Source organism: Microbulbifer okhotskensis (genome assembly GCF_023895975.1).
GTDB classification, from domain to species: domain Bacteria; phylum Pseudomonadota; class Gammaproteobacteria; order Pseudomonadales; family Cellvibrionaceae; genus Microbulbifer; species Microbulbifer okhotskensis.
Genome location: NZ_JALBWM010000040.1, coordinates 1 through 16,195 on the forward strand (window position 1 = coordinate 1; position 16,195 = coordinate 16,195).

The 16,195-nt window shown below is 51.8% G+C and carries 16 protein-coding genes; 1 reads left to right on the plus strand and 15 read right to left on the minus strand.

Features of this window, described 5'->3' with window-relative positions; all coding sequences use genetic code 11:
- The 13 genes from MO867_RS10830 to proC all read right to left on the minus strand — a co-directional run.
- Positions 1–403, minus strand: a 403-nt coding sequence (locus MO867_RS10830; protein ID WP_252466511.1) for a serine hydrolase domain-containing protein, incomplete at its 3' end; no start/stop codon positions are given.
- A 186-nt stretch (positions 404–589) separates the two neighbouring features.
- Positions 590–2,056, minus strand: coding sequence for a 4-hydroxy-3-polyprenylbenzoate decarboxylase (ubiD, locus tag MO867_RS10835; RefSeq protein WP_252466515.1), 1,467 nt, complete (start codon positions 2,054–2,056; stop codon positions 590–592).
- 156 nt (positions 2,057–2,212) lie between these two features.
- The gene (rbp, locus tag MO867_RS10840) at positions 2,213–2,482 is read right to left on the minus strand and encodes an RNA-binding regulator (RefSeq protein WP_108731407.1); all 270 of its coding nucleotides are present in this window, start codon (positions 2,480–2,482) and stop codon (positions 2,213–2,215) included.
- 272 nt (positions 2,483–2,754) lie between these two features.
- Positions 2,755–4,014 carry a transcription termination factor Rho gene (gene rho, locus MO867_RS10845; protein ID WP_252466517.1) on the minus strand — a complete coding sequence of 420 codons (1,260 nt, stop codon included), beginning with the start codon at positions 4,012–4,014 and terminating at the stop codon, positions 2,755–2,757.
- 368 nt (positions 4,015–4,382) lie between these two features.
- Positions 4,383–4,712 (minus strand): thioredoxin TrxA, encoded by a 330-nt coding sequence (gene trxA / locus MO867_RS10850; protein WP_252466519.1) that lies wholly within the window; start codon positions 4,710–4,712, stop codon positions 4,383–4,385.
- Between the two features lie 148 nt (positions 4,713–4,860).
- Positions 4,861–6,075 carry a radical SAM family heme chaperone HemW gene (gene hemW / locus MO867_RS10855; protein WP_252466521.1) on the minus strand — a complete coding sequence of 405 codons (1,215 nt, stop codon included), beginning with the start codon at positions 6,073–6,075 and terminating at the stop codon, positions 4,861–4,863.
- Complete coding sequence (gene rdgB, locus MO867_RS10860; protein ID WP_252466523.1) at positions 6,068–6,685, minus strand: RdgB/HAM1 family non-canonical purine NTP pyrophosphatase; 618 nt, start codon at positions 6,683–6,685, stop codon at positions 6,068–6,070. The genes hemW and rdgB overlap by 8 nt, the downstream gene beginning before the upstream one ends.
- A gap of 89 nt (positions 6,686–6,774) precedes the next feature.
- On the minus strand, positions 6,775–7,227 hold the full coding sequence (locus MO867_RS10865; protein WP_252466524.1) for a DUF4426 domain-containing protein: 453 nt from the start codon (positions 7,225–7,227) through the stop codon (positions 6,775–6,777).
- A 142-nt stretch (positions 7,228–7,369) separates the two neighbouring features.
- Positions 7,370–7,960, minus strand: a complete 591-nt coding sequence (metW, locus tag MO867_RS10870; RefSeq protein WP_252466525.1) for a methionine biosynthesis protein MetW — start codon at positions 7,958–7,960, stop codon at positions 7,370–7,372.
- Positions 7,960–9,156, minus strand: a complete 1,197-nt coding sequence (metX, locus tag MO867_RS10875) for a homoserine O-succinyltransferase MetX (RefSeq protein ID WP_252466562.1) — start codon at positions 9,154–9,156, stop codon at positions 7,960–7,962. The genes metW and metX overlap by 1 nt, the downstream gene beginning before the upstream one ends.
- Before the next feature lie 123 nt (positions 9,157–9,279).
- The gene (locus MO867_RS10880; RefSeq protein ID WP_252466526.1) at positions 9,280–11,247 is read right to left on the minus strand and encodes a dynamin family protein; all 1,968 of its coding nucleotides are present in this window, start codon (positions 11,245–11,247) and stop codon (positions 9,280–9,282) included.
- 148 nt (positions 11,248–11,395) lie between these two features.
- The gene (locus tag MO867_RS10885; RefSeq protein WP_252466527.1) at positions 11,396–12,004 is read right to left on the minus strand and encodes a YggT family protein; all 609 of its coding nucleotides are present in this window, start codon (positions 12,002–12,004) and stop codon (positions 11,396–11,398) included.
- A 64-nt stretch (positions 12,005–12,068) separates the two neighbouring features.
- Positions 12,069–12,902, minus strand: coding sequence for a pyrroline-5-carboxylate reductase (gene proC, locus MO867_RS10890; RefSeq protein WP_252466528.1), 834 nt, complete (start codon positions 12,900–12,902; stop codon positions 12,069–12,071).
- Between the two features lie 140 nt (positions 12,903–13,042).
- Between proC and MO867_RS10895 the strand changes: the two genes are divergently transcribed.
- Positions 13,043–15,052, plus strand: a complete 2,010-nt coding sequence (locus MO867_RS10895; protein ID WP_252466529.1) for a S9 family peptidase — start codon at positions 13,043–13,045, stop codon at positions 15,050–15,052.
- 65 nt (positions 15,053–15,117) lie between these two features.
- Here the strand turns inward: MO867_RS10895 and MO867_RS10900 are convergent, their stop codons facing one another.
- Positions 15,118–15,405 carry a hypothetical protein gene (locus MO867_RS10900; protein ID WP_252466530.1) on the minus strand — a complete coding sequence of 96 codons (288 nt, stop codon included), beginning with the start codon at positions 15,403–15,405 and terminating at the stop codon, positions 15,118–15,120.
- Positions 15,406–15,440: 35 nt separating this feature from the next.
- Positions 15,441–16,148 carry a YggS family pyridoxal phosphate-dependent enzyme gene (locus MO867_RS10905; protein WP_252466532.1) on the minus strand — a complete coding sequence of 236 codons (708 nt, stop codon included), beginning with the start codon at positions 16,146–16,148 and terminating at the stop codon, positions 15,441–15,443.
- Between the last annotated feature and the right edge of the window lie 47 nt (positions 16,149–16,195).

Here is a 16,195-nt window from a genome sequence, read left to right on the forward strand (position 1 = left end):
GCAGTACAGTGACTATGGGGCTATAGCTGTATGAAACTGTCCGAAGTGTTGATAGAAAATAGTTATTGATATCCCTATCTAGCTCCAATTTACCATCATCGACCAATTGCAATTGTGTTACTCCCATAATGGGCTTGCTTATTGAGGCAATATTAAAAAGGGTCTCCTGAGTGGCTGGTTTTCCAGCCGCGATATCGGCCATCCCATACACTCGCTGAAACGCGAGTTTTCCCCCTTCTATTCTTGCAATTGCTGTTCCGGGAATGGCTGCCTCTCGCATAACTGCTGGAATGAACTCTTCTATATTATCAATTCCGGCGCCCAGCTCCTGCTCACTAAGTATTACTAACCAAAATACGAAACTACCTATTGCTATCAGGCCTGCCGAGTGGATTTTTCTCATTAAAGTATTCCCCACAATTCATTGTGGAGCTGTAATAGTGCCCATATTGAATTACGGCTTCGCCAGTTATATCTATAGATGCAGAGAAGGATAGGAAATTGAAGAATAACCGACTTGCGGTCAAAGTGCAGAGCGCCGCCATGGGCGCTCTATTGGGGCGAGAGTACTGATACTTTGGAGTTGTGCTTAGCCAAGGTCCAATTTGGACCAAATTTCATCGACTTTTTGCACAACGGCAGGGTCCCGTTCAATAGGTACTCCCCACTCACGATTGGTTTCTCCAGCCCACTTGTTGGTTGCATCAAAACCGATTTTTGAGCCCAATCCCGAAACCGGTGAAGCAAAATCCAAGTAATCAATTGGGGTATTTTCTACCATTACCGTATCCCGCGCCGGGTCCATGCGTGTGGTCATAGCCCAGATCACATCATTCCAGTCTCGCGCATTCACATCTTCATCGGCAACAATCACAAATTTGGTGTACATAAACTGGCGCAAGAAAGACCATACCCCCATCATCACGCGCTTGGCATGGCCTGCATACTGTTTCTTCATAGTGACCACTGCAAGACGGTAGGAGCAGCCCTCTGGGGGCAGATAGAAATCAACAATTTCTGGAAACTGCTTTTGCAGGATCGGCACGAAAACCTCATTGAGTGCTTCGCCCAAAACTGCCGGCTCATCCGGTGGACGGCCAGTATAGGTGCTGTGATAAATAGGGTTTTTACGGTGAGTGAGTTTCTCCACAGTAAACACGGGAAACCGATCTACTTCGTTGTAATAGCCAGTATGATCGCCGTAGGGACCCTCATCCGCCATATCGTCAGGGTAGATAAACCCTTCCAGTACATATTCCGCGCTGGCTGGAACCTGAAGGTCGCTTAGCAAAGCAGTTGCCACTTCAGTCTTGTCGCCGCGCAACAGGCCGGCAAAAGCATATTCAGAGAGCGTGTCGGGTACCGGTGTCACAGCCCCCAATATGGTGGCCGGGTCTGCGCCCAATGCGACCGCTACTGGATAGGGTTGACCTGGATACTTCTTACACCAGTCACGGTAATCTAAAGCACCGCCGCGATGGCTGAGCCAGCGCATAATCAGCCGGTTTTTACCGATCAACTGCATGCGGTAAATACCCAGGTTTTGCCGTTTCTTCTCTGGCCCTCGAGTAATAACTAAAGGCCAAGTGACCAATGGAGCTGCATCGCCTGGCCAACAGGTCTGGATCGGGAGCTTATGTAAATCAACCAGGTCCTTCTCTTGTACCACCTGCTGGCACGCTGCGCCTTTAACCACCTTCGGCCCCATATTCAGGACCTGCTTAAATACCGGTAACTTTTCCCAGGCATCCCTTAAATTTTCTGGTGGCTGCGGTTCTTTCAGGAAGGCTAAAAGCTCACCCACTTCGCGCAATTCCGAAACGTTGTCTCGCCCCATTCCCAAGGCTACTCGCTCAGGGGTTCCAAAAAGATTTGTGAGGACCGGGGTGTCAAAGCCCACAGGATTTTCAAACAACAGTGCCGGCCCCTGAGAACGCAGTACTCGGTCGGAGATCTCGGTCATTTCCAGGACTGGGTCAACAGGGTGTTTAATCCGTTTTAACAGACCGCGCTTTTCCAGCAACTTTATAAAGTCGCGTAGGTCTTTGTATTTCATGGGCTACCAAGGCGAGAAAACTAGAGCGCAGTGTAAAACAGAAGACCCAAGATGGGGAATGACACCCAAAGTAAAGGTGCGGCAATGACGGGAGGGGGAGTCGCGACTCGCGAGCCTATTGGTCGCAAGCCACGGAAATAATAAGCTTGTAAAAGCTTAGAAGCGGGGGCGACGCGGACGATCTTCGCGAGGCTTGGCTTCGTTAACACGGATGTTACGGCCAGACATAGGCTGATCGTTCATCTCTTCGATAGCTTTGCGTGCTTCATCGTCGTTAGGCATTTCTACGAAACCGAAGCCTTTAGAGCGGCCAGTCTCACGGTCGGTGATAACAGTAGCCCGAGAGATCTCTCCGAATGCGCCGAATGCTTCGTGCAGGTCGTCAGAGGTTACCGCGTAGGCCAGATTTCCAATATAGATATTCACAAAAGGTTCTCACTAGGTGTGTGGGCTGTCGTGCAGTCACAAATGGATAACCAGCTCCACCAGATTATCCATTTGAGATTGGCCCTTTGCGGAGTGTAACTCCTGGGCCAATTCAGTTTGGCGCGTTGTCTGAAATTCATATCAAGCGCCACGATGTGGAACTTTATATTCCTAATAGCTCGCCTTTTCAACAGTACTAGGCACAAATAATCGCCTTAAATGCGCCAAATAAATAAAGGGCGTCTTTCTCGGCGCCACTTTATATACAAAAATTATTTCCGTTTCATAGACAAGAAAAATTCATCATTTGTCTTGAAGTCTTTCAGCTTATCCACTAAGAATTCAGTCGACGCAATATCTTCCATATCGTGCAACAGCTTGCGCAGAATCCACACTCGCTGCAATTCACCTTCTGGCATTAACAACTCTTCTCGGCGAGTGCCTGAGCGTCGCACATTGATCGCTGGATACACACGCTTCTCGGCAATTTTGCGATCAAGCTGCAGTTCCATATTACCAGTGCCCTTGAACTCCTCAAAAATGACTTCATCCATTTTTGAGCCGGTATCGATAAGTGCAGTAGCAATAATTGACAAGCTTCCGCCTTCCTCAATATTTCGCGCCGCACCAAAGAAACGCTTAGGACGCTCCAGTGCATGGGCATCCACACCACCGGTCAATACCTTACCTGAACTGGGTACTGTAGTGTTGTAAGCGCGGGCAAGGCGGGTAATGGAATCTAACAGGATAACAACGTCTTTCTTATGCTCCACCAGACGCTTGGCTTTTTCAATCACCATTTCAGCCACCTGAACGTGGCGTGCTGGCGGCTCATCAAAGGTGGAGGCAACCACCTCACCGCGTACTGAGCGCTGCATCTCAGTCACTTCTTCCGGTCGCTCATCGATCAACAGAACGATCAAATGACACTCTGGATTGTTGCGCGTAATGGCCTGAGCCATATTTTGCAACATAATCGTTTTACCGGCCTTTGGCGGCGCAACAATCAGGCCACGCTGGCCTTTTCCTATGGGAGCAACAAGATCAATAATACGCCCGATCAAATCCTCAGAAGATCCATTGCCAGATTCGAGAGTAAGACGTTTGTTGGGGAAAAGCGGGGTGAGGTTTTCGAAAAGAATTTTGTTGCGGGCATTTTCCGGCTTATCGAAATTAATTTCGTTAACCTTTAATAATGCAAAATACCTTTCACCTTCTTTGGGAGGACGAATCTTCCCGGAAATTGAGTCACCCGTTCGCAAATTAAACCGGCGAATCTGACTGGGCGAAACGTAAATATCATCCGGACCCGCAAGATAAGAAGAGTCAGCGGAACGCAAAAACCCAAAACCATCCTGAAGGATTTCCAACACTCCATCGCCATAGATATCTTCACCGCTTTTGGCGTGGCGCTTGAGAATATTGAAAATAATGTCCTGTTTGCGCGATCGAGCCAAATTTTCCAGGCCCATGCCTTTGGCTATTTCAATCAACTCTTCAATGGGTTTGGTTTTTAATTCGGAGAGATTCATACCAATTGCTTATTTATGTTTCTGTTGTCATTTGGCGCGGACACGCCTGAAATTTTGAGGAGGGGTTTGATATTTAGAGATTAGCTCGTCTACTTACACCTGAAACACCTAGGCACCTTTTCCTACCAAAACCGCATTACTCAGTAAACCTGCACTCTTAGAAATTAACAAATAGAGTACTATCAAATAAGTTCAACTCAAGGAATATACGCGCCGGGGATGGTCAGAAACCCTGTGGAGGGTGCCTTGTCAGCTGGTCCTTTTCTACATCAAGACTCGCTGAACTATTTCAGATTTACAGCCAGTATAACGGGTGTTTTCCATCCTGCAAAGAAATTTACCTTCCCTACAGGATGAAAGTACCGAGTTTAGAGCTGGCTATCGATAAATTCAGTCAGCTGTGCTCGGGACAGTGCACCGACTTTAGTGCCTTCCACATTGCCGCCTTTGAATAACAGCAAAGTGGGGATGCCGCGAACATTGTATTTTGCCGGGCTTTCTTTATTGGCATCGACGTCTACTTTGACGATTTTCAGCCGATCGCCGTAATGGCCCGCAAGGTCTTCCAGCACTGGAGCGATCATCTTGCACGGACCACACCACTGCGCCCAGAAGTCTACCAGTACCGGGCCCTCGGCTTTGAGGACTTCAGCTTCAAATTCAGCGTCGGATACGTTGATGATTGAGTGCTCGCTCATATTGCATTCCTGTTCTTTAGTTACTCGATGCGGGGGCACCGCCGGCGCATCATCTCAAGGTGAAAGCGATGGTTCTACAGCCTTGACGCGCCAATGCTTCCGTAAGTGGGGGCACAAAAATAGATTTCAAGGTTTGTTGGCAACGAGATTAGGCCTCCTCCAGGAAACGCTGCAAAATCTCATCGAGATAGTCAAAACCAAAAGCGCTAGTGGTAATTTGCTTACCCAAGGGCGCCACCAATTCCATTGCCATCAGTGTGGACCACTGCTTTTGTAAAGTTGACAGGGAAAGTCCGGTATAGCGCTCAAAACTATCACTGGGTACGCCATCCACCAAGCGAAGGGTATTCATCAGGAACTCCAGAGGCAGATCAACAGCCTCGATGAAGTCTGTATGGGGCTCAGACAGCACTCTGTGTAGTAAGCCATCTCCCTTCACCGCAACTGATAAATAATCTCTAGGCGCACGGGTACGACGACTGCGTATAATTTGGCCACTTTTCAACAGGGTTACTTTACCGTGAGCGCCAGCACCAATCCCCAGGTAATCCCCAAAAGACCAGTAGTTTATATTATGGCGCGACTCTAACTGCCGCGGGCTATAGGCCGACACCTCGTAGCGACGGTAGCCATGGGATGCCAATAGCTCCCGGCCGCTGCCCTGCATACTGGCAATCAACTGCGAACCCGGTGTCGGCGGTGGCGCGCTGTAAAATGCGGTATTCGGTTCGATGGTTAACTGGTACCAGGAAATATGTTCTGGTGCCAGGGAGATAGCTCGGCGCAGATCGTCGAGAGCCTCCGCTTCAGTCTGTTGCGGCAAACCGTGCATCAGGTCGAGGTTGATATTATCAAAACCCGCACGGCGCGCCATCGCCAGTGCACCATCCGCTTCTTCACCACTATGAATTCGCCCGAGACTTTGCAACTGGTTCGAATCAAAACTCTGTACCCCGATGGACAACCGATTTACTCCAGCTGTTCGGTAGCCAGTAAATTTGGCCTGTTCAAACGTGCCCGGATTGGCTTCCAGAGTAATCTCAATATTATCTGCAAAGCCCACCAGTCGTTCGGCAACCTCCAGGATTCCTCCGATAGCTTTCGGAGAGAACAGGCTTGGAGTCCCGCCACCAAAAAAGATGGACTGCAACTTACGCCCCTGCACCCAGGGCAACTGGCTTAGCAGGTCGCGGCGTAACTGCGCCACATACTCAGATTCAGGCAGAGCATAATCAGAATTGGTGCGGTCCCTCGGAACCTGATGGGAATTAAAATCACAATAAGGGCACTTGCGCACACACCAGGGGATGTGAACATACAGGCTGAGTGGCGGCAATTGCAGTGGGGCAATAAGGTCAGGCAAGGCCGGCACCCTGCATACTTTCTTTCCACAGAAGCTCAAACTGGACCATCGCCTGCGCCCTATGGCTCAGACGATTTTTCACTTCGCGCGGTAACTCTGCGGAGGTCATACCTTCGGATTCGACAAAAAACAAGGGATCGTAGCCAAAACCTTGCTCACCTGTGGGCTGGCTCAATATCCGTCCGCTCCATTTGGCACTGCACACTAGCGGTACGGGGTCATCCCATTGACGCACAAAAGCTAGAGCACAGTGGAAGCTGGCCGAACGTCGGGTCGACTCAACTGCTTTCAAGGCTTGCAGTAATTTGGCGTTATTTAGCGCATCCGTCGCGCCAGCTCCGGAGTACCTGGCCGAGTATATTCCTGGGGCGCCATTGAGGGCATCTACTGCGAGACCTGAGTCATCCGCCAGCGCCGGGAGGCCACTAATTCGGCTGGCATGACGCGCCTTGATCAGTGCATTTTCAATAAAGCTGAGCCCCGTCTCTTCGGCATCAGAAACCTCAAATTCGGACTGAGGCAAGACCTGAATGAGCCAAGAAGCAAAAAGTTGTGAAAACTCGCGAAGCTTGCCGGCGTTGCCGCTGGCTAGAACAATTTTTTTTACCATATTACATCGAATAAAAAGCGGGCCCGAGGCCCGTAATGGATCTTTTGGAAGGGTGACCTACAGCTTTCAAGCCAATTGAGGACCGGCGTTTACCCCCGGTCCAACTTGCGGCGGAAGCTGATCTTTTCGCTTTTACCATTAGGCAGGGTGACTTCCACATTGAATGTGAGAGTTTCCTCATCTTCAAAGCGCAGCGGAGCCAAGTAATAAACTGCGTCGCCCTCGCGAATTTCCTTAAACTTAAGTGGTCGTGACTGCTGGATCAGATTGGTGGCGGTTCCGGACATTTCGGCACTCAGCCCCCGGGCTCCGCCCTCTTTTTTTACAACAGACACATTGACGTAAGCCCGGTCTTTCGCCCGAACTAGCTGGTACTGCTGGGCAATCTCCGGCTGGATAAAGTCGCTGTTAAACACGGAATAGACCACGCGATAATCACCAAAGTCGGTATAACTTTTGATAGTGCGCGCTTGTTGCGCAGCAGCACCGATAGATAAAAATAACAAGACTACCGAAGCAGCCGCGACAAGGATGCGTTTCACACTCCACCTCCAGTTGTTATAGATGCCGCCTCGTGTGAGGCCAGCCATCAAATCCAATGAGCAGCGCCCGTCCGAGAGCAACGCCGCTCAACCGTTTAGCTGCGCCAAATTTCCTCACAGAAGAACTGGCGCAAATAATAGTTTAGCGAGTCAGGTGGTATATGGCTGTCTCTCCAAACAAGTTTGGCAAAAAGTCTTTCAGTGCCACCCCCAGCTTGGACTCCGAGACCACTTGGCGATGCAAGATCGTCCAGCTGCTCTCCTTGCAGAGCACTTCAAAATCCCTGAAAGTACAAAAGTGAATATTAGGCGTACTGTACCACTCATAAGGCAATAGATCGGATACCGGCATACGCCCGGAAAAAGCGAGGTGCCAGCGGGCCCTCCACTGTCCGAAGTTGGGGAATGTGATAATGCAATTGCGCCCCACACGAAGCATTTCGCGCACCACCAGGTGAGGCTTACTGAGGGTTTGCAGGGCCTGGGTCATCACCACAGCATCGAAGCTGCCATCGGCGAAGTTACCCAAACCGGTATTCAGGTTTTGCTCTACGACGTTGATCCCACGGGCTACACAGCGCTCAATCTGTTCGGGATCAATTTCCAGGCCGTAGCCTTTGACCCCTTTATTTTGGCTCAACTGATGAAGCAGAGCGCCATCACCGCATCCGAGGTCCAGAACTCGGCTGCCGGGGGTGATCCAATTCTGGATCACATCCAAATCTATTCGCATCAGCGAACCTCCTCAGCCAGCTCGGTCGCAACACGCTTCATATATGCGTGAAAAACCCCTTCATAGCGGGCATTAGGCAAAAGGAATGCATCGTGCCCCATTGCCGACTCAATTTCTGCATAGCTCACGGGTATATTGGCGTGCATCAAAGCATCGGCAATCTCTTTGGAGCGTTCCGGCGCAAAACGCCAATCCGAAGTGAACGACAACAATAGGAAACGGCATCGCGCATGAGAAAATGCTGCGACCGGATCATCTCCATACTCCCGGGCCAGGTCAAAAAAGTCGAGTGCCCGAGTCATCAGGATGTAGGTGTTAGGGTCAAAGATGTTGGAAAAACTCAGTCCCTGATAGCGCAGGTAGCTCTGAATCTGGAACTCTATTTCCTCATCGGTTCCGCGCTGAAAACTGCCAGAACGTAACTCGCGACCAAATTTGCGCCCCAAACCATCATCAGACAAATAGGTGATATGGCCAATCATACGCGCTACAGCAAGACCTCGACGGGGCAGCTTAGACGCCTGCAAATAACGCCCATCGCAAAAGTCCGGGTCAGAAGTAATGGCTTGGCGAGCAGTCTCATTAAAAGCGATGTTCTGTGCCGAGAGTTTCAACGCTGAAGCGATCACCACACAGTTGCTCACTCGCTCCGGATACTCCAGGGACCAACGCATCGCCTGCATGCCACCGAGGCTACCACCGATAACTGCCGCCCACTGCCCAATGCCCAACACATCGGCCAGACGAGCTTGGCTATGGACCCAATCCCGCACTCTCAGCGAGGGGAAGTCCGGTCCCCAAGCATGGCCGGTATCCGGGTTGATAGATACCGGCCCAGTAGAGCCGTGGCAGCCACCGAGGTTATTTACGGCAACCACAAAAAATTGATTGGTATCGATCGGTTTGCCCGGACCGATATAGTGATCCCACCACCCCGGTCGCTTGTCGTCGTCACGGTGTCTTCCCGCTGCATGATGGTGCCCGGACAGCGCGTGGCAGATCAATACGGCGTTGCTCTTATCGGTATTGAGCTTACCGTAAGTTTCATACACCAGCGTGTATTGCTGGAGGATCCGCCCACAAGCCAATTCCAACGGCTCGCTAAAATGTTGGCTTTTGGGTTTAACAAGGCCTACAGAGCCTACGTCAGTGGCACTGTGCGTTTCTCGCGAGGCGGTAGGGTTTTCCGTTGGCAAGGCACTAATATCTGTCGGTTGAATGGCGTCTGGCAAATGCCGAAGCAGCAAGTGTACGGGAGCTCTGCAACTTATAACAAATGCCAGCCCAGACCAACAACATTAGCGATCCCTTACCCTCACTCAGGGATTGTGTGTAACCTTGATCGGCGTCACATTTTGCGCCCGTGGCGCTGGTGCTACAGGGTGGGGGGCCGAACCGCTATGACGCAATAAATTTTCCAGTGAAATCAAAGCCTTATCATTGCGCTGCACCTCGTCCTCCAAGGTGCGCAAATCTGTGCGACGACTGCGGGTTTTCTGCTTCAGCTCTGTCAGCTTAATTAAGTGGCGGTTGAGTAACTGTTTTTGATACTGCGCATGCTGTTTGAGCGGTTCAAGCGCCTGCCCCAGCCAATTTTCACCAGTACTACTCATTTCACTATATAGTCTGCCTACCTCACTGGCGAGTGTGGTGATAAAGCGTTCACTGAGGCGATTGCGCCTAGCCAATAACAATTGTGGCGAGCGCCTTAACTGCGCTGCCTGTCGGTGCAGGCCACGCAGAGCCAAACGGAATTTACGAATAGTAAAATACTGTCTAACATCGTCGACTTTCTTCAAGCGTGAGCGCTCAAACACAGCATCAAGCAGCCGGTTGGCCTGATCCACTTCCCGCTCAAGGTTAGACAACTGGTGATCCACCCCCTCCATAAAAGTGTCAATCGCTTTCGCCAGCCCCATAGGCGTCCAGCGCTGATTGAGGGCGGCCAGGGTGTCATCTATCAGCGATTGCAATTGCTGCCGGGAAATCGGCGCCAGCAGCGGGGTGCTCTGGCGGGCCAGCATACGTTGGCTGGATTTGAGCGTCAGTAACTCCTGGTGGCAAAGCTTGTGCTGCTCGCGGACTGTCTGCTGTAACTGCTCCAGCTCCGCCAGGTGTTCGGCTGTACTGCCACTATTGCGCTGCAAGTGCGACAGCGCCGCACGACCACTGTTCAAACGGCGCTTGAGCAAATCGCGGGTATCGGCCATCAGGGTCAGAGCCTGGTGCAAGGATCGGTGCTCCGCCATTTTATGGCGATGCTCCAACAAACGCTGTACCAACAGCCTCTCAAACTCGGCGAAACGGCTACTCTGCAGCAAGTCCGGATCGCGCTGCTGGCGCCCAAGTAATGCCATTTTTGCCGAGACCCCGGCAACACATTCCTGGGGCAGCGAGAGCAAACCGGCAACCTCGGAGCGCATCCGACGCAGTAGTAACTCCGCATCCTCCTCCGGGTCATCCCACAGGACATCCACCTTGTTTAACAGAGCCATCACCGAGGTACCGCGATGTTCACGAAGCGGTGCCAGGTGGGTCTCCCACATATTCATATCCGTACCACTGACCCCGGCATCAGCAGACAGCAGGAAAGCCACTGCCTGGGCGCCAGGAAGCGTGCTCAATGTCAGCTCTGGCTCATTGCCCAGTGCATTGAGTCCGGGTGTGTCAATAATGCGCAGGCCCTGGTCCAGCAAAGGGTGCGGTAGACAAATCAGGGCAAAACGCCAAGCAGGAATTTCAACAAGATTACCTTTTCCATCCAGGTGGCGGCGATCGAAACCATAGCGAGCAGCCTCTTCCGGCATTACCGACTTGGTCGCAGCAACTTTTAACAGGGTCTCGCGCGTAGCTTCGGGATTATTCGCATCGAACTCATGGGTGACCCATTTTTGCGGGATGCGGCGGAAGCTCTCCAGGCTGGTATTGGTAGCCAGGGTCTCAATCGGCAACAGACGTAAACTCGCGCGCTTACTGCCGTCGCTGAAAATTTCTGTAGGGCACATAGTCGTGCGCCCTGGCTTTGATGGGAGCAAACGCTGACCGTAAGTCTGTGACAACAGCGCATTAATCAACTCCGTTTTACCGCGCGAAAACTCACCCACCAGAACCAGAGTAAACTGGTCATCGGTGAGTAGTGCGCGGGCTTGCTGTACTACCTGGCAGGCGCCGGCGGAGTTTGAGAAGTGCTGTTCGAGCCATTGGCTGAACTGAGCAAATTGGCGATCGAGATTCTTTTTCCAACGGTCATAGTCGGAAATATGCTGGCGTAAGAGTGCGTCTTCCATTTCACGATGTTCTTGTTATTGAGACCCGGTGACTAGCGGCTCCCCCTAAAACGAACAGAAGGCGCCGTCAGTGCATAGTATATGAGTCTAACATCGCGCCAGATGCGATCCAGTACGCGCGGCCAAAGAAATCTTCAGCTCGCAGCCACTAGAAACCGGGAATGTGCCAGAACAGGCTGTAGGCAAACGGGGGCATATTGGCCATCTGGGCAAAACCAAATAGCAATTTGTCCGCCACGGTAAGGAGAATAAAGACAAAAATCGGACTGATATCGATCACCCCAAGCTGCGGAATAAGCCGGCGTACCGGGCCGCAGAAGGGCTCCAGCAGTTGATGTAACAAAATCAGTGCCGGATGCCCACTGTTCGGCGCTATCCAGCTGGCCACAATGGAAATCAGCAGACCAATAAACACTACGGCTATCACTGTGGAAACGCTGCCGATCAGTGACCACAGGAGTGCGCTGAGTGGATTGAGCAGCACGCCACCTGCGAGTAAACCACAAATCAGAATCATCACCAGACCCACCAATAGCGCCAGCACCACTGAAGCCATATCGATGCCAAAGAATCCCGGGACCACTTTGCGCAGAGGCAACAACAGGGGATTGGTTACCTTAACAATGCCCTGGGAAATGGGATTATAAAAATCTGCGCGGGCCAACTGCAGCAGGAAACGCATCAACACGGCAAAAAGGTACAAAATACCCAAGATGCCCACTACGTAAACGCCGATATTGCTAAAGGTATTGCCCATGAATGAACCCTAAACAGAAAGATTTCTAGCAGCGTCCGCTGCTCCGTCAAATGAACCGGTGCGCTTACCGATCCAGCTCCTTCGCCATTTCCGCAGCCCGCTCCTCGCAATCGCGCATGGCATCGGCCACCAGCTGTGCCAGTCCGCCCTGTTCAAAGCGCTGAACCGCACGCTCAGTAGTCCCCCCCGGCGACATCACGTTGCGCTTTAATTGCGCTACATCCACATCGCTGGCCACCGCCAGTTTGGCGGCGCCCAAGGCAGTTTGCAACACAAGACGCTCGGCATCGGCACGGGCTAAGCCCCGATCAGAAGCCGCATTAATCATCGACTCCATAAACTGAAAGAAATACGCCGGTGCCGATCCCGCCACCGCAATGACCTGGTCGATACCCCGCTCCTCGTCCACCCAAAGGGAGATACCCACCGCACCGACGATACGCTCAGCAGTGGCTCTCTGTTCTTCCGACACCTTGCTGTCGGCATAAAGCCCGGTAACCCCGGTTTGGACCAGGGCAGGTGTATTGGGCATAGCGCGGACAATGGGCAATTGCTCTCCCATCCAACGATGGTAGGCATCAAGCGGTATACCCGCTGCAAAAGTGATGACCAGCGGCTGGCGACCCACAAGGTGCGGTCGTAAACCCTCAAGCAGCTCACGCATTACCTGGGGCTTAACCGACAGTACAATCACATCGGCATCGGCGATCGCCGCTAAATTGTCATTGCTCGTCGCTACACCGTGGCTTTCGGCAAAGGCATTCAATTTGGCCTCATCGCGGCCCGTAGCAACGATCTTGTCCGCCGGATAACCCGATGCCACCAAGCCGCCAATTACCGCCCCGGCCATATTGCCGGCTCCGCCGATAAAAACAATTTTAGGATTTTCTGCACTCACTTGGATCACCTTGGCAAGCTCTCGGCTCGGCGGTTAATAATCTTGATCAATTCACCCTTCGGTAGATTTCGCTAATATGTGGTCGCGCGATTCCAATAACAAGAGAGCCGCGATTAAGCGACCTTGCCAAGGAGAATAATATGCAAAAGAAATGGCTACTGATGCTGACTGCAGTACTGATTGCGGCTACCAACTCAGCCAGTGCGGTAGATAAACGTACAGAAAATAACGGTCAATTGGTGCTCGAAGATATACCGACAATTCCCCCAAGTATCATCGAGGAACTCAATCGCTACCAAAATGTTCGTTCAGCCAGCTTCCGCGGTTGGGATATGGACGGCACCGGGATCTATGTCAGCACCCGCTTTGGCGAAGTGGATCAACTACACAAAGTGGAAACTGCCGGTGGCGCCCGTCGCCAGTTGACCTTTTTTGACGAGCCCATTGGCAGCATTATGACCCGCCCGGAGCATCGGCAACTCGCGTTTACAATGGACGTCGGGGGCAACGAATATGCGCAAATTTTCCTGTTCGACGCCCAAAGTGGCAGCAGCGAGATGATCACAGATGGCCAGTCTCGCAACGGTGCCATCCTTTGGAATAAACAGGGTTCTGCCATGGCCTACCAGAGCACCCGTCGCGATGGTAAATCTAACGACATCTGGCTGACCACCTTTGCAGACGGCCAAAGAGAGGAGCGGCTAATCCTTCAGTCAGAGGACGGCAGCTGGTGGGGGCCCAGCGCCTTCTCCCAGTCCGGCAGCCAGCTGCTGGTAATGCAATACATTTCCTCAACTCGCTCCAAAGTCCATTTGCTGACTCTGGACAGCGGCGAGCTAAGCCTGCTCGCCGGTGACGGGGAAAAGGATTCACGCAATTTTCCTGCGGGCTTCAGCTACGACGGCGGCTCTGTCTATGTAGTGAGTGACAGGGGCGGAGAGTTTACCCAGCTGATTCGCAAGGACCTCAGCAGTGGCAATGAGACAGTGATTACTGCTGATATCCCCTGGGATATCAGCAGCTTTACTCTCAGTGAGGACGGCCGTCGCGGTGCCTTTGTCGCCAACGAAAATGGGATATCTTCGCTCTATTTGTACGAGCCGCGTAGCGATCGCTACCACAAAGTAGATTCCCTCCCCATTGGTGTTATTGGCGGCATAAAATTCAACCCGAAGGGCGATAAACTGGCCCTGTCCCTGAATACGCCGAAAACCCCTACAGACTCTTTTGTCCTCGAACTTAATCGTCGTCCCCTATCCAGTGGCGACCTTACTCGCTGGACCTTTAGCGAAGTCGGCGGCCTCAATACCGAGTACTTTGTCGAACCAAAACTGATTCACTACCCCACTTTCGACCAAGAGAATGACAAACCCCGTAAGATCCCCGCTTTTGTTTATAAACCGCGCAACCCCAAGGGTCCGGTGCCAGTTATTATTTCTATTCACGGCGGGCCCGAAGGGCAGTATCGTCCAGTCTTCTCAAGTAAATACCAACTGTGGCTTGAGAAACTAGGCGTTGCGGTGATAGCGCCCAATGTGCGCGGCTCTGCCGGCTATGGCAAAAGTTACCTGGCCATGGATAACGGTTATGAACGCGAGGGTTCGGTAAAAGATATTGGCGCTTTATTGGATTGGATCGCCACCCAGCCGGACTTGGATGCTGAACGCGTCGCCGTCTTCGGCGGAAGCTACGGCGGCTATATGGTGCTGGCCAGCAGCGTCTACTACTCCGATCGCCTTAAAGCCGCAGTGGATATTGTAGGGATCTCCAATTTTGTTACCTTCCTCACCAATACCAAGAGCTATCGCCGCGACCTGCGCCGAGTTGAATACGGCGATGAGCGCGATCCGCAAATGCGTGCCTTTCTTGAAAAGATCAGCCCTAACAACCATGTGGAAAAAATCCAGGTGCCCATGTTTGTAGTGCAGGGGCAAAATGATCCTCGAGTACCCGTCACTGAGGCTGAGCAGATCGTGGCTGCCCTGCGTAAAAACGGCAACCAGGTTTGGTACATGAACGCGCTAAACGGGGGTCACGGTTACCGCAAGAAGGAAAACAATGATGCCTTTACCCAGGCCACTGCACTTTTCTTTGCCGAACACCTGCTCACTGATGAGCAAAGAGAGAAATCGACCCTGATCAATGATTAATAATGAGTATTTAATCAAAGAAAAGCGGCCTAGATAGGCCGCTTTTCTCGTAAGTAACCGGCTCTCTAACCGAATACAAATGGAAAAGTTTCGGCGATTGCGATCAGATTCAGGGTGATAGCCAGCACCCACAGCCAATGCCGACTCTCCGGCCAGAGTATCCCGGTAACGGTTGAATTTAAAAAGCTAGTAACTAACGAAATTTTGGGGGATACAAATGATAGCAAACAAATTAAAGCCAACCACTCCAGTGCCACCCAGGTCATCGCTACACTCTTAACTACCGACAGAGACAGTACTGCACAGAGCGTTAGCAACAGCAATACCACATCAACAGTCTCTGCTTTCGTCATTCCAACTCCTAAAATTAGCGATTAAAGTACTAACTCTATTCGTCAGAATAATTCCTCCCTCCAAAAATATCTGTGCCGATGCGCACAACAGTCGCGCCACAGGCGATAGCCGCTTCCATATCCCGAGACATGCCTATAGAAAGAGTGTCCAGAGTCTGGTCGGGAAATTGTCTGCACAGGGACTGTAAGAGTGCCGCCAGCTCGATAAATGGTTTGCGCTGGCCACAGGCATCCCGCCGAACTGTGGGAATCGCCATCAAACCACGCAGGCGCAATCCTGGCATTTTCACCACTTCCCGCGCCAGCGCCACCAAATCCTGTGGGGCTATGCCAGACTTGCTTTGCTCGCCATCGATATTCACCTGCAGGCAGATATTGAGCGGTGCCATATATCCGGGTCGCTGTGAAGAAAGCCGCTGGGCAATTTTCAAGCGATCTACGGTATGTATCCACTGGAACCGCTCCGCTACCGCACGGCTTTTATTCGACTGAAGTGGCCCAATAAAGTGCCAGTGAATATCCAGGTCGGACAGGGCATCCTGTTTTTCCAGGGCTTCCTGCAGATAGTTTTCGCCAAAATGGCGCTGACCTGCGCTATAGGCGATTCGCAGGTCTTGCGCAGGTCGTGTTTTAGAGACTGCCAGAAGGGTGATTTCTGAGGGGTTGCGACCGCAGTTGTTGCAGCATGTCACAATCCGCACACCTACTGCATTCAGGTTTTCGACGATTGTCTCTTTGCGCATATACTGGAGCCCTTACCGATTTGAGCGGCGATTTTACCTGAGCCCCA

What these genes read in the sequence shown, in the direction of transcription:
- ubiD (WP_252466515.1), bottom strand. Translation starts at nt 2,056, where the DNA reads ATGAAATACAAAGACCTACGCGACTTTATAAAGTTGCTGGAAAAGCGC.
- rho (WP_252466517.1), bottom strand. Translation starts at nt 4,014, where the DNA reads ATGAATCTCTCCGAATTAAAAACCAAACCCATTGAAGAGTTGATTGAA.
- trxA (WP_252466519.1), bottom strand. Translation starts at nt 4,712, where the DNA reads ATGAGCGAGCACTCAATCATCAACGTATCCGACGCTGAATTTGAAGCT.
- rdgB (WP_252466523.1), bottom strand. Translation starts at nt 6,685, where the DNA reads ATGGTAAAAAAAATTGTTCTAGCCAGCGGCAACGCCGGCAAGCTTCGC.
- metW (WP_252466525.1), bottom strand. Translation starts at nt 7,960, where the DNA reads ATGCGAATAGATTTGGATGTGATCCAGAATTGGATCACCCCCGGCAGC.
- MO867_RS10880 (WP_252466526.1), bottom strand. Translation starts at nt 11,247, where the DNA reads ATGGAAGACGCACTCTTACGCCAGCATATTTCCGACTATGACCGTTGG.
- MO867_RS10885 (WP_252466527.1), bottom strand. Translation starts at nt 12,004, where the DNA reads ATGGGCAATACCTTTAGCAATATCGGCGTTTACGTAGTGGGCATCTTG.
- MO867_RS10895 (WP_252466529.1), top strand. Translation starts at nt 13,043, where the DNA reads ATGCAAAAGAAATGGCTACTGATGCTGACTGCAGTACTGATTGCGGCT.
- MO867_RS10900 (WP_252466530.1), bottom strand. Translation starts at nt 15,405, where the DNA reads ATGACGAAAGCAGAGACTGTTGATGTGGTATTGCTGTTGCTAACGCTC.
- MO867_RS10905 (WP_252466532.1), bottom strand. Translation starts at nt 16,148, where the DNA reads ATGCGCAAAGAGACAATCGTCGAAAACCTGAATGCAGTAGGTGTGCGG.